General features: G+C 61.1%; 22 protein-coding genes and 5 pseudogenes. 18 read left to right on the top strand and 9 right to left on the bottom strand.

Going from position 1 to position 25,049, the window contains the following annotated elements; genetic code table 11:
• Window positions 1-286 precede the first annotated feature (286 nt).
• Window positions 287-2,074: a PQQ-binding-like beta-propeller repeat protein gene (locus tag OKW28_RS17640; RefSeq protein WP_429447625.1), complete on the bottom strand. Its 1,788-nt coding sequence runs from the start codon at window positions 2,072-2,074 to the stop codon at window positions 287-289.
• 165 nt (window positions 2,075-2,239) lie between these two features.
• Between OKW28_RS17640 and OKW28_RS17635 the strand changes: the two genes are divergently transcribed.
• The 9 genes from OKW28_RS17635 (at window position 2,240) to OKW28_RS17595 (ending at window position 10,043) form a co-directional block, all read left to right on the top strand.
• Window positions 2,240-2,569, top strand: a complete 330-nt coding sequence (locus tag OKW28_RS17635; RefSeq protein ID WP_429447623.1) for a trehalase family glycosidase — start codon at window positions 2,240-2,242, stop codon at window positions 2,567-2,569.
• Between the two features lie 118 nt (window positions 2,570-2,687).
• Window positions 2,688-2,822: a hypothetical protein gene (locus OKW28_RS17630; RefSeq protein WP_429447621.1), complete on the top strand. Its 135-nt coding sequence runs from the start codon at window positions 2,688-2,690 to the stop codon at window positions 2,820-2,822.
• A 300-nt stretch (window positions 2,823-3,122) separates the two neighbouring features.
• A complete protein-coding gene (gene sapR, locus OKW28_RS17625) occupies window positions 3,123-4,010 on the top strand; it encodes a sap1 transcriptional regulator SapR (protein WP_429447619.1) in 888 nt (295 codons plus the stop codon).
• Between the two features lie 33 nt (window positions 4,011-4,043).
• The gene (gene ddpX, locus OKW28_RS17620; RefSeq protein WP_429447617.1) at window positions 4,044-4,607 is read left to right on the top strand and encodes a D-alanyl-D-alanine dipeptidase; all 564 of its coding nucleotides are present in this window, start codon (window positions 4,044-4,046) and stop codon (window positions 4,605-4,607) included.
• A gap of 64 nt (window positions 4,608-4,671) precedes the next feature.
• Window positions 4,672-6,279 (top strand): ABC transporter substrate-binding protein, encoded by a 1,608-nt coding sequence (locus OKW28_RS17615; RefSeq protein WP_429447616.1) that lies wholly within the window; start codon window positions 4,672-4,674, stop codon window positions 6,277-6,279.
• Window positions 6,280-6,334: 55 nt separating this feature from the next.
• The gene (locus tag OKW28_RS17610; RefSeq protein WP_429447614.1) at window positions 6,335-7,405 is read left to right on the top strand and encodes an ABC transporter permease; all 1,071 of its coding nucleotides are present in this window, start codon (window positions 6,335-6,337) and stop codon (window positions 7,403-7,405) included.
• A gap of 64 nt (window positions 7,406-7,469) precedes the next feature.
• On the top strand, window positions 7,470-8,384 hold the full coding sequence (locus OKW28_RS17605; protein ID WP_429447612.1) for an ABC transporter permease: 915 nt from the start codon (window positions 7,470-7,472) through the stop codon (window positions 8,382-8,384).
• Window position 8,385: 1 nt separating this feature from the next.
• Window positions 8,386-9,264 carry an ABC transporter ATP-binding protein gene (locus OKW28_RS17600; protein ID WP_429447610.1) on the top strand — a complete coding sequence of 293 codons (879 nt, stop codon included), beginning with the start codon at window positions 8,386-8,388 and terminating at the stop codon, window positions 9,262-9,264.
• Window positions 9,261-10,043, top strand: a complete 783-nt coding sequence (locus tag OKW28_RS17595) for an ABC transporter ATP-binding protein (protein ID WP_429447608.1) — start codon at window positions 9,261-9,263, stop codon at window positions 10,041-10,043. The genes OKW28_RS17600 and OKW28_RS17595 overlap by 4 nt, the downstream gene beginning before the upstream one ends.
• Window positions 10,044-10,120: 77 nt before the next feature.
• Here OKW28_RS17595 and OKW28_RS17590 read toward each other — a convergent pair whose 3' ends face one another.
• Both OKW28_RS17590 and OKW28_RS17585 read right to left on the bottom strand, forming a co-directional pair.
• Entirely contained in the window at window positions 10,121-10,396 is a 276-nt protein-coding gene (locus OKW28_RS17590) for a hypothetical protein (protein ID WP_429447606.1), read from the bottom strand.
• A gap of 117 nt (window positions 10,397-10,513) precedes the next feature.
• The gene (locus tag OKW28_RS17585) at window positions 10,514-10,909 is read right to left on the bottom strand and encodes a hypothetical protein (protein ID WP_429447605.1); all 396 of its coding nucleotides are present in this window, start codon (window positions 10,907-10,909) and stop codon (window positions 10,514-10,516) included.
• Here OKW28_RS17585 and OKW28_RS17580 point away from each other — a divergent pair.
• From OKW28_RS17580 to OKW28_RS17565, 4 genes and pseudogenes are all read left to right on the top strand, one after another.
• Window positions 10,908-11,150: pseudogene (locus OKW28_RS17580) on the top strand (transposase); the annotation flags it as partial. The gene OKW28_RS17585 and the pseudogene OKW28_RS17580 sit on opposite strands and share 2 nt — an antisense overlap.
• Before the next feature lie 38 nt (window positions 11,151-11,188).
• The gene (locus OKW28_RS17575; protein ID WP_429448763.1) at window positions 11,189-11,998 is read left to right on the top strand and encodes an AraC family transcriptional regulator; all 810 of its coding nucleotides are present in this window, start codon (window positions 11,189-11,191) and stop codon (window positions 11,996-11,998) included.
• A 90-nt stretch (window positions 11,999-12,088) separates the two neighbouring features.
• Window positions 12,089-12,760: a B3/B4 domain-containing protein gene (locus tag OKW28_RS17570; protein ID WP_429447603.1), complete on the top strand. Its 672-nt coding sequence runs from the start codon at window positions 12,089-12,091 to the stop codon at window positions 12,758-12,760.
• On the top strand, window positions 12,757-13,368 hold the full coding sequence (locus tag OKW28_RS17565; protein ID WP_429447601.1) for a LysE family translocator: 612 nt from the start codon (window positions 12,757-12,759) through the stop codon (window positions 13,366-13,368). The genes OKW28_RS17570 and OKW28_RS17565 overlap by 4 nt, the downstream gene beginning before the upstream one ends.
• Window positions 13,369-13,664: 296 nt before the next feature.
• Here the strand turns inward: OKW28_RS17565 and OKW28_RS17560 are convergent, their stop codons facing one another.
• Window positions 13,665-14,039, bottom strand: a complete 375-nt coding sequence (locus OKW28_RS17560; protein WP_429447599.1) for a DUF7685 domain-containing protein — start codon at window positions 14,037-14,039, stop codon at window positions 13,665-13,667.
• A 276-nt stretch (window positions 14,040-14,315) separates the two neighbouring features.
• On the opposite strand from OKW28_RS17560, the gene OKW28_RS17555 reads away from it, so the two are divergent.
• Entirely contained in the window at window positions 14,316-16,103 is a 1,788-nt protein-coding gene (locus OKW28_RS17555) for a Rieske (2Fe-2S) protein (RefSeq protein ID WP_429447598.1), read from the top strand.
• A 48-nt stretch (window positions 16,104-16,151) separates the two neighbouring features.
• Here the strand turns inward: OKW28_RS17555 and OKW28_RS17550 are convergent.
• Window positions 16,152-16,262, bottom strand: a pseudogene (locus OKW28_RS17550) (PDDEXK nuclease domain-containing protein); the annotation flags it as partial.
• A gap of 43 nt (window positions 16,263-16,305) precedes the next feature.
• Here OKW28_RS17550 and OKW28_RS17545 point away from each other — a divergent pair.
• Window positions 16,306-16,788: pseudogene (locus tag OKW28_RS17545) on the top strand (IS6 family transposase); the annotation flags it as partial.
• 173 nt (window positions 16,789-16,961) lie between these two features.
• On the opposite strand, the pseudogene OKW28_RS17540 reads toward OKW28_RS17545, so the two are convergent.
• A pseudogene (locus tag OKW28_RS17540) lies at window positions 16,962-18,109 on the bottom strand (IS3 family transposase); the annotation flags it as partial.
• A gap of 54 nt (window positions 18,110-18,163) precedes the next feature.
• On the opposite strand from OKW28_RS17540, the pseudogene OKW28_RS17535 reads away from it, so the two are divergent.
• Window positions 18,164-18,421: pseudogene (locus OKW28_RS17535) on the top strand (IS6 family transposase); the annotation flags it as partial.
• A 94-nt stretch (window positions 18,422-18,515) separates the two neighbouring features.
• Window positions 18,516-18,806, top strand: coding sequence for a CopD family protein (locus OKW28_RS17530; RefSeq protein ID WP_429448762.1), 291 nt, complete (start codon window positions 18,516-18,518; stop codon window positions 18,804-18,806).
• A gap of 247 nt (window positions 18,807-19,053) precedes the next feature.
• Here the strand turns inward: OKW28_RS17530 and OKW28_RS17525 are convergent, their stop codons facing one another.
• Window positions 19,054-20,484 (bottom strand): IS1182 family transposase, encoded by a 1,431-nt coding sequence (locus OKW28_RS17525; RefSeq protein ID WP_429443949.1) that lies wholly within the window; start codon window positions 20,482-20,484, stop codon window positions 19,054-19,056.
• Between the two features lie 264 nt (window positions 20,485-20,748).
• Here OKW28_RS17525 and OKW28_RS17520 point away from each other — a divergent pair, with 264 nt between their 5' ends.
• A complete protein-coding gene (locus OKW28_RS17520) occupies window positions 20,749-21,114 on the top strand; it encodes a hypothetical protein (protein WP_429447596.1) in 366 nt (121 codons plus the stop codon).
• A 123-nt stretch (window positions 21,115-21,237) separates the two neighbouring features.
• Here the strand turns inward: OKW28_RS17520 and OKW28_RS17515 are convergent, their stop codons facing one another.
• On the bottom strand, window positions 21,238-22,260 hold the full coding sequence (locus OKW28_RS17515) for a hypothetical protein (RefSeq protein WP_429447595.1): 1,023 nt from the start codon (window positions 22,258-22,260) through the stop codon (window positions 21,238-21,240).
• Window positions 22,261-22,282: 22 nt separating this feature from the next.
• Complete coding sequence (locus OKW28_RS17510) at window positions 22,283-24,961, bottom strand: DEAD/DEAH box helicase (protein WP_429447593.1); 2,679 nt, start codon at window positions 24,959-24,961, stop codon at window positions 22,283-22,285.
• Window positions 24,962-25,049: the final 88 nt, after the last annotated feature.

The raw sequence follows: 25,049 nt of genomic DNA, 5'->3' as shown, positions 1-25,049 counted from the left end.
ATTTTCATGGCAGCCACAAAGTGAGCTAAGACGATAGGCTCGTCGAACTCGATGTCAGGGCACTGTGAATAAAGGACCCGAGCGCGAAGGAACGCGCTGCTATCAACTATTAAAAAAGATTCGCGATGTCGTGAAGCGCTCGCGGCAATGCCTGCGTCGACGACATCGAATTGCGATGTGTCCGCAGGACGCGCGCAGCGGCGCGATACTGCGAATCACTGCGCGCAATAAGGGCAGAGTGGTTACTCTTGCGAAAAAGGTACCGTATTCCTAACGAATTTAGCAGTCAGGGGGGGAGGCCATAGGCATGAACCACGTGGTCGCTACCAGCGACGAAGACTTGCCCGTTCACGACCATCGGCGACGCGAAGTTACCCTCGCCGGATTGAACTGGCGTGTATTGGCGGTGGAAGAGTACGTGCCCGTTCGCTGCATCCAATGCGTAAAAGTCGTTGCCCAAACCGTCTGCGTAATACACCACACCATTTGCGGCGACGGGCGGGATAGCCGGGTTGAACGAGGATTGGTCCAAGCCGACTTGCGCCGTCCACACGGGTTTGGGGTTCACAGTACAGTTGCTGTCGACCGACAGTGCAATGACCCCGTGTTGGTATAAGTTGTTGCTCGCAGGGGACACGACGTAAAGCCGATTTAGCACCGGGTCGAATGCAGGAAGGCCTATGTTGCTGCCCTCGACTGAACTAACGGAAATCGTCAACTTTTCAATGGGGCCCTGCCGCTGAATAGTGGCTCGGTTATAAATGAAGAGGTCGCCGGACTTGTTGTAGGCCGCGAGCATCGTCGGGCAGGTGGGACGCTGGAAGAGCAATGCTGTAGCGCCGAAGTCGGAGTCCGTGCTGGGCGGAGAAAGCGGCGAGTTCGACGCGGCTACCTGCAGGGTCGGCGTGAGCTTCACGACGTGCTCCGCGAACGCGGCATTTTCCGGAATGGCGAATGCGTTGCCCGTGAGTGCATAGACGACCGTCCCATCAGGCGGAATCGATACGCCTCCCACACCCCATATACCGCCCCCGTCTGGCCCGCTTGCGCCGTCTGGGTACCAGCGTTGCAGAATCGCAGCTGGGTTGGTGGTGGACGCGCGGACGACCTGTCCATGGTACGGCGTCGTATCGCAGGGGTCGCCGGCTGTCGCCACGTATATCGACGAACTATCGGGACTGAGCGTCAAGCCGCCATAGACCATCGTTGTTGGAGAAGCGTTGGCTGCGTCTAGAAGTGGCAGGTTGAAGCCCGGGAGATCCACGCCGGTCTGGAGGTCGTACGCATGCAGGTAGCCTCGCCCGCTCACAACGAAAATCCGGTTGTTGGCATGGTCGATGACGGGCGTGCCCTGCACCCCGATCTTGCCTTGGAACAGCCCGGTGCAGTTCGACGTCAAGATAGCTTGAGGGATAGGGGCGCTTTGCCAAATGACCTCCCCTGTCGCGGCATTCAGTGCCCATGTAGTGTTCCCCTCTGTCGCAACATAGACGACATCGGTTGGCACCCCTTTGATTGTCACCCCGGTAGCCAGTACCGGCTGAGTCAGGATGGCACCGTCCAGGTGACGTGACCAGTGCTCTGTCAACGTCCCCACGTTGGTCTGGGTGAGCACCGTCTCGACTGAGTTATACCCAGTCCGCTGCCTGTTCATGCCATACGTCGGCCAGTCGGTCGTCGTAAAGGTTGGCGCGGCGACGGCCCCTGGTGTCCGGCTCAATGTAGCTTTAGTCGCTGCTTCGGGAGCTTGGTACGGCGTATCCACCGCCGGCCCGGTATCGTCGAGGAATTTATTCGGATTGATCTTGTCTCCGCCGTTCTGTTTGTCTACGTCCGATCCATCGAGGGCGAAGGCTGGCGGCACTTTCGGTCCGACGCCAGACGGGTGCCTGCCATGAGGGAATGGGTTCAGTGCGTTTGACGACGCCTGAGCGGCTGTTGCAAGACCCGGCGCAGATGCCGCAGCCGGTGCCGCGTTCGAACTTTGCGCTTGTGCGCCCGAGGCCGCCATGCCGGCGAGGATCAAAGCTGCAACGAGCCGAGAAGCGCCGATAACGTTGTGTGCGTTATTCATGTAGCCACCTCTTGGAAATATTGCTATTAGCATAACGTGAGGTTACTCCTAGGCCATCAAAAATCAAGCGCAAGAAATGTCCGCTAAGGACTACGATCTGGCGGACAAAGAATTGTCCCTATTGAGTAATGCAAGGCTCACACACCGTTCGGCTGCTTCATCCGAATGCGCGATTTCGCTGGAAGCAGATCGGCACACCCGGCGACCCCGTCCCGAGCGCTAGTCGCTAGCGCTTTTAAAGAAATGGGGGCAATAAACACCCGCTTCGGCGGCGACGCGAGCGACAAGTCCGCGGGCGGCGGCGAGTATCCGTTACAGGACGGTTTCGGCTGGACCAATGGCGTGCTGCGCGTGCTGATGCAGCTCTATCCGGATGCGGTGAGTTCGACGAAGCGGGCCGATCTGCCGGGCGGTGCGGTCGGGGTATCGGATGCGGCGGTATCGACGGCGGCCGCGCCGCAGACGTCGCACAGTACGTCGCGCGCGGGCCATTAGTTATGGAGGAGGTATTAGCGATACCAGGATGACGGGTTGACTGCCTGATGGCACCGCACGCCGTTACGATGCTTTCGATAGCTCGACCGGCTTCTAGTCAACCTGGAAACTCCCAAAGATGAATCGCAAGCTCGACGTCCCATCGGCGGAACTGCTGCCGCCGCAAGCGCAGGCCACGACGGCCGAAGAAGCCACCGCGCACTGGCAGCGCAATCTTGGCGTATGCGTGTTTGCGAACTGCGGCTTCCGATGAACGGAGTCCGACGCGTACAGTCGGCTCCACGAGGAGCCGTTCGCCCGCCCCGTCGTCACGACGTTCAGGCGGCGGCTCCGCCCCTGACAGTGGGCAAAACTTTAGAGCCACAGAATGAGGGCATCGAATAGCGGCATCAAACCAGCGCGCGGAGCACCGTGAGCGGAAGTCGCGCCCAAAACTATCGGACAGCGGCATCCAATTGACTTTTTAAGCTGGCGCTGACTTTATTGGCTTTGTTAGATGTATGTCATTGACGAAATAAATGACAGGTAACTACCTAAATCCACACGCGCTGACATGCCGACCGCTTTCGCACAGACCGTCGAGGCCCACTTTGCCGACCTCACTCCCACGTCCCAGCGCATTGCCAGTTACATGCTGGCGAATCTCGAGCGACTAGGCCTCGAAACGGCTGATCAGATTGCGCAGCAAACGGCCACCAGCGGAATTTCCGTGGGGCGTTTCCTGCGCAGCGTCGGCTATCGCAATCTCGACGACCTCAAGCGCGAACTGCGCGGCGCGCAGGGGCGCCCGTGGATGATTACCGACCGGCTCGACGAATACCGGCGTGTGTTCGGGCAGTTCGCCAACACCCCGCACCACGGCGAAAACGTCCAAACCGGCGCCCTGACCCGCTCGCTGCAACTCGAAATCGACGCGATCCAGCATGTGTACCAGTTGGCGCTATCGCCCATGTTCGCCCGCATCGCGGAGCGCATCTCCTATGCGGACGCCGTGTATATCCTCGGCATCCAGTCGACGCGCGGCATCAGCAACGCGTTCTACAGCTACCTCGAATACATCCGTGCGCGCGTGTTCTACTCCGACGGGATGTCCGGCTCATACGTCGATTCGCTGAACTCGGAGTTTGCCGCACCGTACCTCGTCATTACCGACACGCGCGCCTACTCGATGATCGCGCGCCGCTACTGTGAAGCCGCGGCGCATCGTGGCGTGCCGTTTTCATTGGTCACCGACATCTATTGCCCGTGGGCTCGTGAATTCGATTGCGACCTGTTGCAGGTCAAAACCGATGTCGGCCAGTTCTGGGACTCGCTGGCGCCACTCAGCTGTCTGTTCAACCTGCTGATTACCGCGATCGTTGCACAACTGGGGTCCACGATCGACGAACGCGTCGCACGCAATCGCGAGCTGCAAGGCGAATTCAACCAGTTCGATCTCTAAACCTCTCACATCCGGCATCTCAACGCGCCCGCCATGACACAACCGCGACTCATCGAAATCACCGCCGCCACGCATAGCGTGGACATCGACCTCGTCTATGCCACCGAGCGCAACCTGACCGGCAAGCCCATCTACAAGGAAGCTCACTGCCTGCTGCTCGAACCCGCCGAAGCCGCTTTGCGCAAGGCAGTGGAGATTGCCCGCAACGCCGGCCTGACCGTGCGGATTTTCGATGCGTACCGTCCGCCCCAGGCGCAACAGGTGCTGTGGGATTTTCTGCCCGACCCCACCTACATCGCAGAGCTTGGCCGTGGTTCGAACCATAGCCGCGGCACGGCGATCGATCTGACGCTGCTCGACGCCGACGGCAACGAACTCGACATGGGCACGGGCTTCGACGCCATGACGATCGAGTCCGAACACTTCCATACCGGCCTGCCCGCGCATGTGCAGCGCAACCGCCTGTTACTGCTCGGCATCATGCACGCCGCCGGCTTCATCCACATCAAGAGCGAATGGTGGCATTACGAGTTGCCTGCCTCCCGCGCGCTGCCGTTGATCGATAACAGCGAAAGCGGTCCGTTGCGTCTCATGTAGTGGCGTTCGATTTCTCCATCCGTTGTTCCCTGACAGGCTCTATCCCATTCCTTATGGAGCGGCAATGAAACTGGTATTGCGCAATGCACTGACGGCGGCGGCGATCGCCTCCGCCTTGACCTTGTCGTTCACAGCCGCCGGCCCCGCTGCGGCGGCGACGCCGAAAGACATGTTCGTCATGGCCACGTTCCTCGACGAATTCACCACGCTCGATCCGGGCGAAGTCTACGAACTGGTGCCGGAAGAATATGTGGCGAATACCTATGACCGGCTGGTGCGGGTCGATCTGAAAGACCCGTCGAAATTCAACGGCGATGTCGCGCAATCATGGACCGTGAGCCCCGACGGCCTGACCTTCACGTTCAAGATCCGTCCGGGTCTCAAGTTCCACTCGGGCAACCCGTTGAGCGCCGACGACGTCGCGTGGTCGATCCAGCGCACCGTCCTGCTCGACAAAGGCGCGGCGGCCGTGCTGCAAGGCATCGGTTTGACCAAAGACAACGTGCTGGCCAACGTGAACAAGGTTGACGACACAACCGTCAGTGTGACGACTGACCAGAAATACGCGCCGACGTTCGTCCTGAACGTACTCGGCGCGTGGCCTGCATCGGTGGTGGACAAGCAGTTGCTGCTCACGCACCAGAAAGGCAATGATTTCGGCAACGACTGGCTGCGCACCAACGAGGCCGGCTCCGGCGCCTACAAGCTCGTCAAATGGACCGCCAACGACAGCATCGTACTGCAGCGCTTCGACGGTTATCGCTTACCGCTCGCGATGAAGCGTATCGTGTTGCGTCACGTGCCGGAAGCATCGAGCCAGCGCCTGCTGCTCGAGAACGGCGACGTCGATGTGGCGCGCAACCTGAGTCCGGATGATCTCGTCGCCCTGACGAAGTCCGGCAAGGCGCATGTGAGCGCGGTGCCGCAAGCGACGCTTCTGTACCTCGGCCTGAACGTCAAGAATCCGAATCTGGCCAAACCAGAAGTCCAGCAAGCGATGAAGTGGCTGATCGACTACAACGGTATTCAGAGCAACGTCGCGAAAACCACCTACAAGGTGCACGAAACCTTCCTCCCCGAAGGTTTCCTCGGCGCGCTGAACACCGACCCCTACCAGCAGAACGTCGCCAAGGCCAAGGCACTGCTGGCAAAAGCCGGGCTTCCGAACGGCTTTTCCGTGACGATGGACGTGCGTAACGGCTACCCCTACAGCGAAATCGCCGAGGCAGTGCAGGCCAATCTTGCCCAGGGCGGCATCAAGGTTCAGATCATCCCCGGCGACAACAAGCAGACGCTCGCTAAGTACCGCTCGCGCTCGCACGACATTTATATCGGCGAATGGTCGGCCGATTACATCGACCCGCACAGCAATGCCCAAGGATTCACCTGGAATCCCGACAATTCCGACAAGTCGGCCTATAAGATGCTCGCGTGGCGCAATTCATGGGACATCCCCGGCCTGACGAAGGAAACCAACGCGGCGCTCGCCGAATCGTCGTCAGCGAAGCGCGCCGAGCTGTACCAGACCATGCAGAAGCAGGTGCTCGCGAACTCCCCCTTCGTGATCATGTTCCAGCAGGTCTCGCAGGTGGCCGCGCGACCGGGCGTGACGGGTCTCGAGGTGGGTCCGATCAACGACCTCGTGTCGTATCGTGATCTGAAGAAGCAGTAACGTTTGCGGCGAAGGCGAGACTGTCCGGGCTTCGCCTTCGACCGAGGAACTCACCATGTCCACTCCCCTCACGACTTTCGAGCGCATGCGCGCGCTTTCGGTTGAAAGCCCCAGCGTGCGCTGGACCTTGCGCCTCGTGCGCTGGATCATCACGCTGGTGATCACCTTCGCCGGGTTGCTGGCGGTCACGTTCGTGATCGGCCGCAAAATACCGATCGATCCGGTGCTGGCGATTCTCGGCGATCGCGCGTCAGCCGCAGCCTACGCGGCGGCGCGTCTTCAACTCGGGCTCGACGCGCCGCTCGCAGTGCAGTTCCTGATCTATGTGCGCGATGTGCTGCATGGCAATTTCGGCATGTCGCTGCTGACTGCGCATCCTGTGATCGAAGACATCCAGCGGGTGTTTCCCGCGACGCTCGAACTCGCGACCCTGTCGACCATCATCGGCGTGCTAATCGGCGTGCCGCTGGGCGTGATCGCCGCCGTGCGCCACAACCGTTGGATCGATCACGTCGCGCGCTTCGTCGGCCTCGTCGGCAGTTCGGTCCCGGTGTTCTGGCTCGGGCTGATGGGCCTCCTGCTGTTCTACGCGAAGCTGCATTGGGTGGCGGGGCCGGGACGCGTCGATCCGGTATTCGACGGCATGGTCGATACGCGCACAGGCAGCCTGCTGATCGACTCGCTCATCGCCGGCGAATGGGACGTGTTCTTCAATGCGTTCTCGCATATCTCGCTGCCCGCGGCCATTCTCGGCTACTACTCGGTCGCCTATCTGAGCCGCATGACGCGTTCGTTCATGCTCGATCAACTCAGCCAGGAGTACATCACCACGGCGCGCGCGAAAGGCTTGCCCGAGCGCCGGGTGATCTGGCGCCACGCGTTCGGCAATATCGCCGTGCCGCTTCTGACCGTGATCGCACTCACGTACAGCTATCTGCTCGAAGGCTCGGTGCTGACCGAAATCGTCTTCGCCTGGCCCGGTATCGGTTCGTATCTGACGGGCGCCCTCCTGAACGCCGATATGAACGCCGTGCTCGGCAGCACGCTCGTGATCGGCGTCACGTTCATCGCGCTCAACCTGTTGACCGACGCGCTCTATCGCGTGTTCGATCCACGCGCCCGCTGACACTGCAGAGGTCTCTTTCGTGCTTCCCCCTACCGATGAATCTATGCAAACACAGGACTGGCCGATGAATGCCGCGCCCCGACGATGGAAAGACTGGCTGCTGAGCGACACGCCCGCGTCACGCATGCAGGCCGCGCTCGGCCTCGCTTACCGGCGCTGGCGACGCTTCGCGGGCAATCCGCTGTCGTCCTTCGGCCTCGTGATCCTGGCCTTGCTGATCATCATCGCGGCGATCGGGCCGCTGATCGCACCGCACGATCCGCTGCAGCAAGTCCTCTCCGACCGCCTGCTGCCGCCGGGTTCGCCATCGCACTGGTGCGGCACCGACCAGCTTGGCCGGGACATCCTCTCGCGTCTGATCTACGGCTCACGCCTCACGCTCTCGATTGCGATTCTCGTCGTGGTGATCGTGGTTCCGGTGGGGCTTTTGATCGGCACCACCGCCGGCTTCTTCGGCGGCTGGGTGGACAACGTGCTGATGCGGATCACTGACGTGGCGCTCGCCTTTCCGAAGATCGTGCTCGCGCTCGCTTTCGCGGCCGCGCTGGGATCCGGTGTGATCAACGCGGTGATCGCCATTTCGATTACGGCCTGGCCGGCCTATGCCCGCCTCGCGCGGGCGGAAACGCTGCGGCTCGTGCAAGCCGACTTCATTCACGTCGCGCGCTTGCAGGGCGCCTCGCGCAAGCGCATCCTCCTGCTCTATATCATGCCGCTCTGCTCGTCGTCGGTGATCGTGCGCGCGACCCTCGATATGGCCGGCATCATTCTCACTGTCGCGGGCCTCGGGTTCCTTGGCCTCGGCGCGCAACCGCCCAGCCCCGAGTGGGGTTTCATGGTCGCGTCGGGCCGCAACGTGCTGCTCGATTCGTGGTGGGTGGCCACTATTCCCGGCTTCGCCATTCTGCTGGTGAGTCTCGCCTTCAACCTGCTCGGCGACGGTCTGCGGGACGTCTTCGATCCACGCCATGGAGGCTGACATGCCAGTCTATATGGCCCATCCTTTGTGTGAAATCGACCACCTGCGAATCGGCTTTCGCGGTCATGGCGGCGAATTGACCGAGGCGGTGCGTGGCCTTTCGCTGACGCTGCAGCGCGGCGAGCGGCTTGGCATCGTCGGCGAATCCGGTTCCGGCAAGTCGCTGACCGGGCGTGCGCTGCTCGGCCTGCTGCCGCCCGAGGCGCAATGTCATGCGAAGGCGATGAAGTTCGACGGTCAGGATCTGCTTGCCATGCCGGTGCGCAAGCGCCGGCAACTGTGCGGCCAGCAGATGGGCATGATCCTGCAAGATCCGAAATACTCACTGAACCCGGTGATGACCGTCGCGCAGCAAATGCGCGAAGCGTTTGAACTGCACGGACCGAAGTTCGGCCGCCGCGAGATACGCGAGAAGATCATCGAGGCGCTGGCAGCGGTGCATATCCGCAATCCGGAGCGTGTCGCCGATTCCTACCCGCACGAGTTGTCGGGTGGCATGGGGCAGCGCGTGATGATCGCCATGATGGTGTCGTCCCGGCCGCGTCTGCTGATCGCCGATGAACCCACCAGCGCGCTCGACGTGCTCGTCTCGATGCAGGTGCTCGGGATTCTCGACGAGATGATCGAAAAGCATGACACCGGCCTCATTTTTATCAGCCACGACCTGCCCCTCGTCATGTCGTTCTGCGACCGCGTCGTCGTGATGTTCGCGGGACGTGTCGTGGAAACCTGCGCGGCGCGCGATCTCGTCCACGCCGAGCATCCCTATACGCGTGCCCTGCTCGCGGCGAATCCACCGCTTATCGATCCGCCCGAGCAACTGCCCGTGCTGAAGCGGGACGCGGCATGGCTCACACAACCGGCAGGAGAATCAGCATGATCGATGTCGACGCTTTGACGGTACGCTTTAAAACCAGGACCGGTCACTTCGACGCAGTGCGCGAGGCGAGCTTTCATGTCGGCGAAGGTGAGGTGTTCGGGCTGGTCGGCGAATCCGGTTCCGGCAAGTCGACGATCCTGCGCGCGTTGACCGGTCTCGCGCCCGTCGCCGGCGGCCGTATGAAAATCGGTTCGCACGTGCTGGGAGAAAAACTCGACCGCTCCTTCCGACGCGACGTGCAGATGGTGTTTCAGGACCCGTACGGCTCGCTGCATCCGCGCTTCACGATCGATCAGACCTTGCGCGAGCCGCTGACCATCAACGGCATCGGCGGGCAGGAAGAACGCATTGTCGATGCGCTGCGCGAAGTCGGCTTGGGTCCGTCGTATCGTTTCCGCTATCCGCATCAGTTGTCGGGAGGGCAGCGGCAGCGCGTCGCAATTGCACGGGCGCTGATCGTCGAACCGCGCGTGCTGCTGCTCGATGAGCCGACGTCCGCGCTCGATGTGTCCGTGCAGGCCGAAATCCTCAACCTGCTGCGACGGCTTCATCGCGAACGCAATTTGACAATGATGCTGGTGAGCCACAATCTGGCGGTGGTGGGCTTTCTCTGCTCGCGCGTCGCGGTCATGCGTAATGGTGAGATTGTCGAGCAACGCGATATCGCATCCATTCGCGCGCAGCAGGTCGAGCACGAATACACGCGCAGCCTGCTGCTCGCGACCACGGGCTACCGGCGCAAGTCGGTCGCGGTAGACGGAGCGGACGCGCTGTCATAAATGTCAGTAGCGGCGAGGTTTCGTCGCCGTGCGTATTCGCGAACTGAGCACGTTCAACAGTCACCAGGAACGCCGCTTCAGCGCAACGGCGTCCCACCGCTTGTCGCCGCAAACGTCGGCGACACGGCCAGCGCCTTTCTTGCGACCTGTTTCTTGAGTAGCGGGTAGTTGTCGCCGTTGTCGCTATTCGCATGCCCGAAGAACGGCAGCAGCCCACGCCAAACCTGCGCCTCGCTCCCCGCGTGGACCGGGCTCGCCCTCGGGGCGCGCGGCCAGACCGCGTCACCTTTTTTGTCGCAGATCACGAACAGGACCCACACGTAGGCCGAGAAATAGCGGTGAGTCGATGCCACGCCGTCCGGTCGCGGCTGGACGGGCCCATGCAGGCATTCGAGCAGCAGCCGCCCGCGCTTGCCGTCGGCATTCGAATGGTGACGCTGGGCATCGGGCAGGATCGCGTCGTGCGAGTCTCACCGCAACTGCCCGGTCACCGAGGCCTGGAACGCCAGCGGGCTGGCACCGTTCTCCGAGTGCTTGTTGACGGACCGATTCAGATATTGAACGGCCCACGAGCCGTCGTCATTTTCTGACTTGAACAACGGAATCGAGTCATTCTCGTCGCCGTAACCGAACTGAAACCCGACTTTTCCTCGCCACCGCGAGCACGTGCAAATCGGAATGCTCGGCCCCCACGCCAGCCAGCAGATGAACTGAAACGCCTGCAGCTCTCGCAGATCGACCGAGCCGGCGGCTGCCGATGAAGGGGGCTGAATGCGTACAACCGGCCGATTCTGTTGAAAAAGTCGCTGTAGACGCGAAATGTTGGGTATCCTGGGAAACATCAAGCGACGGGGGTGAATCGTCATGATGGGTCGACTGGATAGCGGACAGGACAAGCTCTTCTACTCTTTCAACCTCGACGACCACGTCCCGCAATCGCACCTGTTGAGAGGCATCGATCGCTTCCTTGACCTTCGAGATCTGCGCCAGCACCTCGCACCGTTCTATAGCTCAATGGGTCGTCCATCGATCGACCCTGAGCTCATGATCCGCATGCTGATTGTGGGTTACTGCTTCGGCGTCCGGTCCGAGCGACGGCTATGTGAACCATTTAATCGATAGGCACCCCGGAGGACATGAAAGAAATGAAAGGCACTGGATTCAGACTGTCGAACTGCCGGCGAAGCGGCATCGAAGCCGTGGAGGCGAACACGACACTCGTCTTTGGGCGCCATACCCATGAGCAATTCGGTGTGGGTCTGATCGAGCGCGGCGCGCAGAAATCGGCGAGCGGCCGTGGTCTCGTCGAAGCCGGTGCGGGCGACGTGATCACTGTCAACCCTGGTGAAGTGCATGACGGGGCACCGATCGGCGACGGCGGGCGCTCATGGCGAATGCTGTACCTGGACCCTCCGATCGTTGCTGAACTAGCCATTGACATCACCGAAGGACGGGGAGGAATGGCTTGCGAGTTCACTCAACCCAAAGTCAGCGACAAGCGCATTGCAGGCCAATTTGATCAGCTCTTCCGGGCAATGACCAGCAGCATTGTAGACCCGCACGGACTCAAGGCGGACGAGACCTTGCTACTCGTGCTGGGTAGCTTGCTGCAGCCCGGATCCCCCAGGCAGCGATCCGTTCCGATTGGAATCGCTTCAGCGCGTGCCTTGATCGATGACGATCCCCTGGCGATTCTGACGCTCACCGCACTGGCAGACGAAGCCGGGTTGAGCCGCTATCAGTTTCTGCGAAGTTTCGCGAGAGCGACCGGCCTCACGCCCCATGCCTACATCCTGCAGCGCCGCATTCATCGAGCGCGGCAACTGATCCGTTGCGGCACGCGGCTCGCCGATGCGGCCGCGCAGAGCGGTTTCTCCGATCAAAGTCACATGACGAGGTTGTTTGTCCGCAGTTTCGGCGTGACGCCGGGTGCGTACGCGAAGGTGGTTGGCTGACCGCGCAGGCGTGCAATTTCATTCAAGACGATCGGAAAACGGAGGCTGAGAATCGAGACAGAATCTCTTTTCCTGACGCGAGGTACGATCTTGCAGTTCTCCTATGCACCTTCTATTCATCGCGACTTCCCGGAACTTGCAACAGGCTTGCTTCTTCTGGACGAGTTGGGGCCTGTCGCGCCAATATCAAATCCGGTCACTGAACTCGTCACCCTCGCCAGGCAGCGCATTGCGCCTGCAATGGAAAGCGATTTGCCGGAAATCCGGGCGTGGCGGCGAACTTTCGCAAAGATGGGCCTGAAGCCAACGCAATATCGCTGCGCCTCGGAGGCGCTGCTTCGCCGGTTGCGTCAAACGGGAGACCTGCCCTCGGTTCATCCGCTGGTCGACCTGTGCAACGCCATGTCGATGGCTTTCGCCATTCCGATAGCTGCCATAGACCTCGACAGGGTGACTGGCGATCTTCAGGTGCGACCCGCGCTAGGTACGGAGACGTTTGAGACGTTCGCGGGTGATTTGGAGTATCCGGACGTGGGCGAGGTTATCTTCGCCGACGATAGTCATCGCGCCCACGCGCGGCGATGGACGAACCGTCAGAGCGGCTTTTCGGCGGTGAGAGAAAGGACCATGACTGCGCTCGTCATTGCCGAAGCCACGCACGAAACCGCACACGCAGACGTCGCGCGGCTAATCTTGACGCTTCGAGCGACGGTCTCTGAGCTTTGGCCTTCTGCATCTGTGTTGGAGCTGCGTGCGGGATGAACGTCGGATTTCTGCTCACTTCGCTGATCATCGTAGCTTCGCCCGGAACAGGTACTCTCATTACTCTGGCCGCAGGTTTGTCGCGTGGGGCGCGTGCTTCGGTTGTCGCAGCATTGGGCTGCACACTGGGCATCCTGCCCCATATGGCGGTGGCGATCACCGGTCTGGCTGCGCTCCTGCATGCGAGCGCCGTCGCGTTCGAAGCGATCAGGTATGCGGGCGTAGGGTACCTACTCTATATGGCGTGGAAGACGCTCGAGGAAGATGGACCATTGAAGATCGAGTTGCACGACCCCGAGCACTCTGATGGGCCAGTGATCTCGCACGCGATCCTGGCAAATATACTCAACCCAAAATTGTCGATCTTCTTCTTTGCGTTTCTGCCGCAATTCATTGATCGCGGCGAAACCCGGCCCGGGTTTCGTATGCTGGAATTGTCGCTCGTCTTCATGACGATGACGTTCGTCGTATTCGGGGCATATGGAGTATTTGCGGCGAGTGTTCGTGACCGAATCCTTTCGCGACCCCGAGTTCTCAAGTGGATGCGCCGGAGCTTCGCCGCGGCGTTCGTCGCAGTCGGGGTCAAGCTGGCCCTTGTGTCGCGATAGGCCCCTTCCCGGCAGTGCGTCAGCATTTGAGCATCATCGGGCATCGGAGCGTGATCGCTCCAATGAGATCCCCGGCGAGGGGTCCATTGAGCGACTACCTTCCGGCTCAATCTGGAGTGCCCACTATTCGACGATTCTCGCTACGGCAATTGAATGGCTGGTTTGTAGAAAGTTGACCGACCGAACTGGGTCGAAAGTGTGAGTTCCCGATGCAGGAAGCTATCGGCCCTCTGCTCGATGCCGCCAACGTCGGCAAGCCGCCGCATAGCTAACATAGAACCCGGCCCGGTCCAACGTCAGTTATGGCCGAATAGCAAAAATGTTTGATCGGACGCGGCGGCGAACAGAGTAGTCCGCGGATCGCCCAAAAGCTGGAAGCGGAAGCCCCCGCAGTCTTCGTCACCGCAAGCCAGTTCGAACGCCTCCAGTGAAAGCCGATCGCCGAATAGCAGGCTGCGGAAATGAAACTCGTGAGCGACACCATCTGCATCGGGCAGGCGCACGGGCGTGAATTCCGGATGTTCGAATGCGTCGACATCCGCAAGACGGGCCATTTCGGTGTTGAAACAGCGGCTGCAGAGCAACCGGAAGGTGCCATCCGGTGACGCGACGCTGACAACGTCGTGCGGTGACGTGGCTGCTCCGCACTGGGCACACGTGACATCGGTCATCGGCACTCCTTTGGCTGCAATTACTGGACGGCAAGCATTGTCCAATCTCCAATAATGGGATTTCCGTTGACGCGCGCCCTACCCAACGGCTGGCCGCCAGGCACTCAAGCCAGTATCGCGGTACTCGATAAGCTTACATTCGCTCCGGCTCTGGAAACGGAGCGTTCGCATTCCGGTCTCACGCACGTCTCGGCGTTTGCCCGGAGTATGCTTGTGTTTGCACGCGAGCGCACGTACCTGTGACGCCCGTGCAAGGAGGAATGCCGGAGGCCGAATATGGATGCACCCGATGACGGATTCGTGCTCGCGGGAAGCCTTGAAGAGCTGCGAGCGAAGGGGCGGCGCATTGTGCAGGGCAGCCATGGTCCCATCCTCGTTATCCATGAGCGCGGGCGCGTCTTCGCCATCGACAATCGTTGCCCCCATATGGGCTTCCCACTCGAGCGGGGCACTGTTGAAGACGGCATCCTGACCTGTCACTGGCACCACGCCCGCTTCGATCTGGAAAGCGGCTGCACGTTCGACCTCTGGGCAGACGACGTACCGGCCTGCGCGGTCGAGGTCCGCAATGGCGACGTTTGGGTGGCGACCACGTTTGGATACTCCGATCCTGCAACGCACTGGCATCAGCGACTTGCGGACGGGCTCGCACACGAGCTCGGACTAGTCATCGCCAAAGCCGTGCAGGGTCAGCTCGCGGCCGGCGTCCCCGTGGCCGATATTGTGCGACAGGTCGCGCTGTTCGGCGCGCAGAACCGTGATGGCTGGGGCGTCGGTCTCACGATATTGACGACGCTCGCCAACCTGTTGTCCGTACTGCCAGCGGACGATGCCTATCTCGCCCTATTTCACGGCGCGCGTCATGTGGCGGCGGACTGCAACGGCGAAGCACCGCGGCGGGAGCGCGCACCACTGGGAAGTCGGCCGGAGCTCGCCGTGCTCAGGCGCTGGCAGCGCCTCTGGACCAGCGTGCGCCATCGCGAGGCGGCCGAGCGCACGCTGTTGACGGCGATTGCCGCCGGTCTTTCACCGGCCGTGCTCGCCGATGCCCTGCTGTCCGCCGGGACCGAGCGGGCTTTTGCCGACACCGGTCATCTGCTCGACTTCATCAACAAGGCGTTCGAGTGCCTCGACCTGATCGGCTGGCAGCACGCGTCAGCCTTGCTGCCCACTGTTGTCGCCCAGATGGTGAGCGCCCGTGGCGCCGAGGAGTCGACCGCCTGGCGCCAGCCCGCTGATCTTGTCGCGCTGTGCGACGAAGCAGCCAGCCAGATGTCACGCCTTTTCGCTGCCGGGCGCGCTCTGCAAGGCTGGTCGCAGCACGCCGCGCTCGCCCGGGAACTGCTTGGAGACGATCCGGCGAAGATTATTGACGCGCTGAAGGCGGCGATTCTCGCAGGCGCCGCTCCGGCTGACCTGGGACAATCCCTCGCGTATGGAGCGGCGCTTCGCATGGCTCGCTTCGGCGATGCCAACGAGCACGCCGACTGGGAGACCGCGCATCACGTTTTTACCCATGCCAACGCGCTCCACCAGATGCTCAGGCGCATTGGGACCGCGGGTATCGACAGTGACGCCGCGCCCGCTCGCGGCATCTTGCACGCCGCCATGGCGCTCTACCTTGCGCGGTATCTGAATGTGCCACCGGCCCGAATCCCGGGCGACGGCAACGATCCGCTCGACGACCTTCCTGCCGATGAGGAGACGATCCGGACCGCCCTGCTCGACGCCTTCGACCGGCAGCGACAGGTCGATCTTGCGGCAAGGCTCGTGGCGCGCCATCTCACGCGTGGCCATCCGCCCCAGGCACTGATCGCCACACTTGCGGTTGCGGTACTGCGCGAAGATGCGGGCTTTCATGCCTATCAGATGCTGGAGGCCGGCGTCCGCCAGTTTGCTGCATGCGGCAATACTGCCGAGGGACGGCACGTTCTCATTGCGGTCGCCCGCTATCTCGCGGCCCATTCACCGACCGAACGCGCAACGCTGCAAACGGCCGACATCGCGCGGCGCCTGATGAGGGGCGGAGAAATACATCAGGTAGCTGGATCGCGTAACGCGTGACGCTAACCGTCCTGGCTTTCGCATGGGCTCGTCCATCGGCAGTGTCTGCTACGCGTCGTAGTGCAGATCTGGCCGAAGCTCGGCTTCAATCTGGTCGATTGACGGCAGCTTCGTTCCCCATGATTCTGGCACCTGCCGAAGCAGCTGGTACTCGGCCACCCGGCGTTGTCACGTTCGCGGGGCCGGTCGCTAAGACGTCGTGATGAAGAAGACGAAATCGCTCTATCACGGTCACCGGTTCCAGGTGTCAATCATCAGCCACGCCGTTCGGTGGTACTTTCGCTTCCAGCTCAGCCTGCGCGACATCGAGGAATTGCTGTTCGAGCGTGGCGTGGTCGTCAGCCATGAATCGATCCGCAGGTGGGCCGATAAGTTCGGCGCCGGCTTCGCACATCGCGTCAAGGCTGCGCGGCGCCAGCCGGGCAGCACCTGGCATCTTGACGAGGTGTTCGTGACATTACGCGGCGAGCCTTATGTGCTGTCGCGCGCGGTCGACCAGCACGGCATCGAACTCGACATCCTCCTGCAAAAGCGCCGCGACAAGGCTGCGGCCAAACGCTTCTTCAAACGCGTACTGGCGGCCTGTCACAAGGTGCCGAAGAAAATCGTCACCGACCAGTTGCGCAGCTACCCTGCGGAAAAGGCCGAAATCCCGGAACTCGCGAACATAAAGCATGTGTTCGTCTGAGGTTGACCCGGTTCGACGGATAGATTTGCAGTTGAGTTTTAATTCGGTGTGGCACCTCCCGATAAGGTTGAAATGCGGGTTGTCCACGGTCGGGCGGCGGGTCGCCTGTCACGACCACGACGCTGCCTGGCGGTGGACAACCCGCGCGTCGATAAGCTTTGACCTTGCGCATGCAGGTTTTCGACCTCGAGCGGCGAACAGTAGCCGATGCTGCTGTGCAGGCGGCGTATGTTGTACCAGCTCTCCAGAAACGAGAACAGACGCCGCCGTGCCTGTTCGTGAGTCGCGAAGTGTTCGCGACAGAGCAGTTCGGCTTCGAGTGTGCCGAAGAACGACTCGCACATCGCGTTGTCATAGGCATCGCCGGCCGTGCCCATCGACGGCTGTACGCCTGCTTCGTGGCAGCGCCGTCCAAAGGCAATGGACGTGTATTGACAGCCTTGATCGGAATGTAGAATCACACCGTCATGGCGTCGTTGCTGCAACGCCATGTCCAGCGCGCGTAACATCAGTTCGGTATCCAGATGGCTGGACATCGCCCAGCCGATGATGCGACGGCTGAACACATCCGGCACGACCGCCAGATAGAGGAATCCTTCGCCCGTGGGTACATAGGTCGCATCTGCGACCCACAGCACGTTTGTCGCGTCGGCACTGAAGTGCCGGCGCACCAGATCAGGCGCACGCCGGGCGCCTGCGCGTGGCCGTGAGGTGCGCGGCCAGCGCCGCCGGCTTGCCCCGCACAGACCCGCCATACGCATGAGGCGCGCCACCCGCTTGCGCCCCACGTGTACGCCTTCGCGCGCGAGCTGCGCATGGATACGCGGTGCCCCATACGTGCCGCGCGAGCTCGCATGTAGCGTGCGGATGCGCGAGAGCAGTTGCGCATCGCTGCGTGTGTGCATCGCGGGCTCACGCACCAGCCACGTGTAATAGCCGCTCGTCGAGACGCCGAGCAGCCGCGCCATCATCGCAATGGGCCAGCGGGCCCGGTTCGCTTTCATGAACCCGTACCGCCCTTCGGTGGAATGGATCCCGTCTCCCTCGCGAACCAGGCTGCCGCGTGAGAGAGGATGTCGCGCTCCATCTTCAGTTGCCGGACTTCACGACGCAACCGTGTGAGCTCCTGCCGTTCGGCTGTGGTCAGACCGTCATACCGCACACCTGTGTCGCGATCAGCCTGCACCACCCAGTTGTAGATGGTCTGTGCAGTCGGCTCGAACTCCTTTTCCAGTTCCTCCGGCCTGCGTCCGGCCTTCACCAACTCGACTATTTGCGCCCGAAATTCCGCCGGGTACGGGGTACGATGCTTGCCCATAATCGGCACCTCCTTCTCCAAAGGATAGATGTCCGTTTTTCTGGGTCAACTTCAGTCAAGGCGGCTGCCCGCGTCAACAACCGTGCAGAGAACAGCCATCAGCCGACGCGCGAACGCGAGCGACGCATGAGAGGGTTCCGGCTACCCGAACGCACGCAGGTCTTCCTCTCGTGCTTCGGACCAATCCGGCAACACTTTGCGCTCAAGCGTCATTTGCTGCGCGCTTCGTTTTATCGCAAGCGGCTCGCCGCGCGGTTTGTCGCATGGCGCGAATTCACCGAGACTGCCCAGAATCCGTCTGCAGTCTTCTGAGTGATTGACTCACCTGCCCATGATTCGCCGGGTGATCGGTAATGTGACAACGCCTTGGCGACCGTCGCGCTCGGTGTGGTGATCGTGACCGGGCATCTATAACGCGATGCGGAATACGGCTCACCTCGGCGCGCCGTTGTTTAGCGTGCTGTATGGCCAGATGCTGACGCTCAAACTCGTGTTCGTCACGCTGGCGGTGCTGCTGGGGGGGCACAACCGGATGATCTATCTGCCACGCCTGGAGTCGGCGGTGACTGGCGACATCGCAGCCTTTCGCCGTGCACAGCGAGGCTTCAACCGGCTGCTGGCCGTGGAAGCGCTTGCAATGGTCGCTGTGCTGATGTTGGCCGCTGTGCTCGGGCACACGTCGCCTTTGAGCAGCTAAGGGGATTGGCCGGCCGGGATCAAGGGTGCAAATGAGCATTCCCGGCGACCGTTCCATGTCGGAGTGAGAAGGGATGGCCGCAGGTCCGGTCTGAGTGACACCTACTGGCCCAGACTGTGTCAAAACGCGTGGCCACTGGGAATTGACGAAACCTGTTCCGGCGCATGTCGCGGCTTGTCGTTTGCGGCAATCTGAACGCAAACCACAACCGAACATATCGCAAAGGCTCAACAACCCCGTACGGGCATCACGCCCGCATCGCCTTCATAACCGCTTCTGAACCGAGTAGCTTGATCACTCGCTTCATGTTGTACGCCAGCACGTGCAAGCTCATCTCCGTACTCACCCGCTCGATGGTCCGTGTCAGGAAATGAGTGGCGCCCATCCATGCCTTGATCGTGCCGAACGGGTGCTCGACAGTCTGTCGCCGGATGCGCATCATCTCAGGCGCATGATCAAGTCGCGCCTGCATCTCATCGAGAACAGCCTCGTGCTCCCAGCGTGTCACGCGACGTTGAGGACCCGGCGTGCAATCCCCCTTTAGTGAGCATTGCTGGCAATTTGAACTCCAGTATTTACTGATCTTCAGACCGCGCTCAACAGTTGAGAATCGCCAGATGAGCCGCTGGCCCGCCGGGCACCGATATTCGTCCGTCTGTGCGTTGTAAATGAAGTCATCCTTGCCGAAGCGGCCATTAGCCGTTGCGCTCGATGTCACCGGTTTGGGAACGAGCACGCTTATTCCAGCCTCATGACATGCGAGTATCTCCTCGCTCTTGTAGTAGCCGCGATCCGCAACTGCGGTGAGCTTGTCGACGGCCATCTCATCACGCGCCAGCTTCGCCATCGACGTCAACTGATCACGATCAATGCCATCATTCGTAACGACGTGCGCGACGATCAGATGGTGCTTCGTGTCAACCGCCGTCTGGACGTTGTAGCCGACGACTCCCGTTCCTCGTGTCTTCATCGAACGGGCATCGGGATCCGTGAGCGACACCTGTCGGTCCGGTGCTTCGTTCAGCTTAACCTCGATTTCCTTGAGGCTTCGCATCTGTTCCTTCAAGGCCGCGATCTTGTCCTGCAGTCGCTCTGTTCTGGCCTTCGCGATTGCAGGCTCCTGACGATCGGCTGTGTCCATCGCCTCGAGATAGCGAGCGATACTTGACTCGATGTCGCGCATGCGTCGTTCGAGCTTGGCGCTTGTGAAGTTGCGATCACGATGGTTCACCGCCTTGAACTTGCTGCCGTCGATCGCAACGAACGCTTCAGCGAAAAGGTCCAGACGCTGGCATAGCATGACGAACTGACGACAGACGCTGCGGATTGCTTTGCCGTTGTCTTTACGGAACCGAGCAATGGTCTTGAAGTCCGGCGCCAAGCGGCCCGTGAGCCACATCAGTTCGACGTTGCGCTGAGCCTCGCGTTCAAGGCGACGGCTGGATTGAATACGGTTCAGGTAACCGTAGATGTAGATCTTGAGCATCACCTCCGGATGATACGAAGGCCGCCCTGTCAGCGCTGGCTCAACACCTTCAAACCCAAGCTTCTGAAGATCAAGCTCATCTACAAAAACATCGACTACACGCACGGGATTGGTGTCCGTCACGTAGTCGTCAAGTGCTTCAGGGAGGAGAAAGCTTTGTGTACGACTGTCGCCTTGAACGAACCGCTTCATCTCGCCCATCCTCCGCTATCGGATGAGCCATTTTAACCTGTCAAAATGGCGTTTTGACACAGTCTGGGCCGGTTACTGCCCCAGATGAGGGGTGGGCGCCGGTCAATCCGAGGTAACTCAAAGAAGCTGGGGCGATCGAGTCAGACGGCCGCCCGCTGTCATGCGCCATGCTATCGTTGCTGGTGCTTGACCTCCTCGTCGGAAAAAGATCATCGCGGCGCGATGATTGTGCGTTGTGACTGCGGAAATCATGGACCGAAGATTATGGAAACTGTCGCGTTTATCTCGACTGAGTACGGGGACGACTTGATTGTGTCCTTTGCGGTCATCGCCCCCGCGGATGCGACTGAGATCGAAAGCCTTACCCTTCTGCGCACGCCGAAATACGAACACCTGCTGGGAGATTGGGAGCGAGGGGTGACAGTTTCGTTTGAACGGTACGTGGAAGACGAGGAGGAATTGCTGGAGGAACTCCACCTTGACAGAAAATCAGCCGTAGTGCGCCTGACAACCAGCCTGCGGAACTATGATCTGGATATTCGAAAGGTCGACGAGCGAGAGGTCAAGGCCATGCGAGAGGTGCTCATCCAGATGAACTATGATGGTCGGATTCGGCTATTGGGCGTCTAACGAGTTATGAGATCAGGTCAGTTGACGCGATGACGATGCGCAGTCCTAGATGCATCGATGAAAAGAATTTCATTCATCGACGTCAATCGCTTCGCGCGTAGCCATGCGAGATGGAATCCGAGTTTAGCGGGACGTACCTTTCACCGGTCTAGTAATGGCGCGTTTCCTTGTTGCAGCCTCTTTCGGGGTTGCAGGCGAGTTCGCCACGTTTGCTTTACCTGCAACGATGTTGCCCGATGTTGATTTACGTGGCCCAGCGGATGGCTTGACTGGTAACTTCTTTGTTATCGATTTATTGTCCTCCGCGGTCTTTGCGTTCGCCGGTGGCTTGCGGGTTGTCGAGACAGCCGACCTGGTCGCCTTCCTTGCTGTCACCTTACCTGCCGGTGGCTTGTTACGTCCGGCAACAGGCTTCGGCGGTGAGTAGGCGTCGGCCATCTCGATGCCAAACACATCGGCCACCAGCGCGTCGTCGAGCACCTTGCTGGTAGCGGGTCGTTTTGTGGATTTGGGCAGGCCAGCGCCGGCCTGCCTGACGAGATCATTGGCATTGACGCGGCGCAAGGCGAAGAGCAATTCCGGCTGTTGGTCGAGCCGCGCGCCGACGCCGTAGAGTACGGCAGCTACGTGCTTGCACATCGACGCCCAGTCCGGGCAACTGCAATTGAACCTGATTTCCTTCGGCACTGGGAAAAGACCCGTTCCGGGTTTGCAGATGCGCTCCATCACGGCAGTCGAGAATTTGCCCTGCAGCAGTTCTACCATCGAATCGATCGACCCCGAGCAGTCGGCACCAATTGTTCGCCATTGCTTTGCCGGACACGCCCTCACGCTCACGCCGACCGTGTAGAGGCTCGAACCCATTACCTGCGCTCGCACTTCGCCTGCCGTAATCTGGAGGTCAATCACGGAACCGTTGCGCACATAGGTACGGCCGCGCGGCAGGCGGTTGGCATAGTCGCTATAGCCTTCCAGATTGTCACACCAGGCCTTGCCCCAGAAGGTCCTGGCGATGGCGCCTCGATACGACGCGATTGGCGACAGGACCGCACCAGCCTTCCTAGCCTTCGCGGCGGCCCGTTCAGCCTTTTTTCTGCGCTCGGCGACCGAGACATAGGGCTTCCATCCCCCGTAACCGTAACCCATTGCGCTTCCTCTCTCCTGACGATCAGTTTTCTTGCGCGGCATAAACGTCGAGCTTCACGAGATCGAGCAATTCACGATCGCTCATCTCGGTGAGCAGCAGTTCCGCGCCGCCCTCCAGCACATCCTTCACCAATTGCTGCTTCACTTCGATCAACTGGTCGATACGGTCCTCGATCGTGCCACGGCAGATAAACTTATGCACCAGGACGTTCCTCTGCTGGCCGATACGAAACGCACGGTCAGTCGCCTGATTTTCCACGGCCGGGTTCCACCAGCGGTCGTAATGGATCACATGCGAAGCAGCGGTGAGATTCAACCCCGCCCCACCGGCCTTGAGCGAGAGCACGAAGAAGGGCGTCAACTCATCGTCCTGGAATCGCTTGACCAGCTCCCGGCGCCGGGCTACGGGGGTGCCGCCATGGAGCACCAGACCTTCGCGGCCAAAGATCGAACCCAGAAATGCCGCCAGCGGCTCAGTGGTCTCGCGGAACTGGGTGAATACCAGCACCTTTTCCTGCTTGGCGGCAATGACTTCGGCCAGTTGGCGCAGGCGGGCGAACTTGCCGCTGTCTTCCGCCTTCCAGGCCGCGTCACCCAACCACTGCGACGGATGGTTGCATATCTGTTTGAAGCGCATGAGGAAGCTCAGCACCACACCTTTGCGACCGATGCCTTCGGCGTCCTCAAGCGCGGCGGCCAGATCCTTCACCGCACGCTGGTAAAGCGCCGCCTGGGTCGGGCTCAGGTGGCACCAGGCCTTGAGCTCGGTCTTGTCCGGAAGGTCGTCGATTACCCGTTTGTCGGTCTTCAGGCGGCGCAGGATGTAGGGCCGTACGAGCGTTCGCAGCGGGCTGAAGTGCTCGGCCTTCGCCAGCCGCCTGGTAAATTTGGCAAAGACCTTGTCCGAGCCCAGCAAACCGGGGTGGGTAAAATCGAAAATGGACCACAGGTCCGACAGGCGGTTTTCCACGGGGGTGCCAGTCAGCGCGATGCGCGATTGTGCCTGGAGTTGCTTGACCTGTCGCGTTTGCTTGGCGCCCGGATTCTTGATCGCCTGTGCTTCATCAACGATGGCAAGGCGCCATTGGATGGTCCCCAGTACCGGCTGGCGAAGCAGCGAGCCAAAACTGGTGATGACGAGATCGATGTCCGCAAGCCGCGCGGCGTCGAGCGCACGCAAATCGGCCGCCGGCATGACCGACGGATGGGCGATCAGCAGGCGCAAGCCCGGGGCGAAGCGCTCGGCCTCTGCCGCCCAGTTGGCCAGCAGCGATGCGGGGGCGACCAGCAAGCTGGGCCGCACCTCGGTGCTTTCACGCTTCAGCACGAGCAGCAGCGAGAGTACCTGCATGGTCTTGCCCAGGCCCATATCGTCCGCCAGGCAAGCGCCCAGTCCGAGCCGGGTGAGCAGGTACAACCACCGCACGCCGGCCCGTTGGTAGGGCCGCAGGTTCGCCTTGAGTTCCGGTCCCGGACTGATCTGCGCCAACCCCTCCGGCTGACGCAATTCCTGCAGCATGTCGGCCAGCCAGGGCCCTGCAACAAGCTGCGACCAGTCGAGGTCAGCGGGGTCGGCGTTATCGTCGAGCGAAACACCCGCCAGAAGGCGTAGGGCCTCATTAAAAGGCAGACCGGTTTGTGCCGCCTTTTCCATGGCCTCGAATCGCTTCAGGAGCCGACTGAGCTTTTTCTTGTCCACCTCGACCCAGCGACCACGGATGAGTTGCAAGCCATCGGCGCCTTTGAGCAGATCCCTGACCTCGGAGGCGCTGAGACGCTCGCCGTCGAGGGAGACCTCCATGCTGAAATCGAGCAACGCATCCTTGCCCAGGAGCGAAGGCGGTCGTGCTCCGACGCTGGCTTTCACAACGGGGCGAACAGGGCGGCCCGCCTGCCAGACGCCTGGCGTGCGTACGACAATCCCGGCGGCCTCCAGTTGGGACAGGTCCGAGAGAAAGCGATGGGCGTCAAGCGGCGTCCAGCGCAGCGGATGGTATATCTCGCCGGTATCCACCATTTCGCGAAGCCAATCACAGTGTTCCGCGGCGCGCTGCACCGGCAGCAGTAATGACAGGAGCTGCGCCTTGCTCCTGGCTCCCGAAAATTCCGCCAGGGCTTGCGACAGTGGCTGGTGTTGCGCTTTGCCATGGGCCGACAGGCGCGAAGTGTAAGTCGCAAGGAAGGCGAACGGTGACTCCGTGTCCTTGCGGTTCTCAGCGAGGTTGAAATGCACACGGCCGACCAGATTCCAGGCCGGGTGGCGCAACTTGAGGAAATCCTGAAGCGAGACCATTGCGGTCGCCAGTTCCTGGTGCAAGGCAGTATCGATCTCGCCCCACAGCGTGGTTAGCACATCTGGCGTTAGATACTCCCCGCCCGTCATCGGCGGCGCATCGGCAATCAGGGCATCGAAGTCCTTGGCAGCGGGCGTGACGACCGCAATCTCGCCGCCCTCGGGTGTGGCGCACAAGGCGGTGACATAGCGCGCGGCAAAATCTCGCCACCAGGCCCAGGCGGGCGGCAAAACGCGGCCGATTTCCGCCGTTCCCAGATGCAGCAGGCCATGTCCTGCGCCAAGCGCAAAAGAACTGCCTAGCCGCGGTCGTATTTCATCCGCCAATAGTGGCGCGTCGTCCTCTGGAACTGCAAGCAGGTGACCACCGGGCGTCAGGTGTGGCGCGAGAATGTCGGAAGCAGTCAAAAACGCCCGTCCTCATGGCACTGTTGCAACAAGCGCTGAAGCGGCCTGTTTTCACGGAAAGCGGCCTCGGAAACAACCGGCAGGCCCG

Source organism: Paraburkholderia sp. 40 (assembly GCF_050434105.1).
GTDB lineage: Bacteria > Pseudomonadota > Gammaproteobacteria > Burkholderiales > Burkholderiaceae > Paraburkholderia > Paraburkholderia tuberum.
The sequence above is the reverse complement of the archived record's forward strand: the minus strand, read 5'-3'. Positions and strand labels throughout refer to the sequence as shown.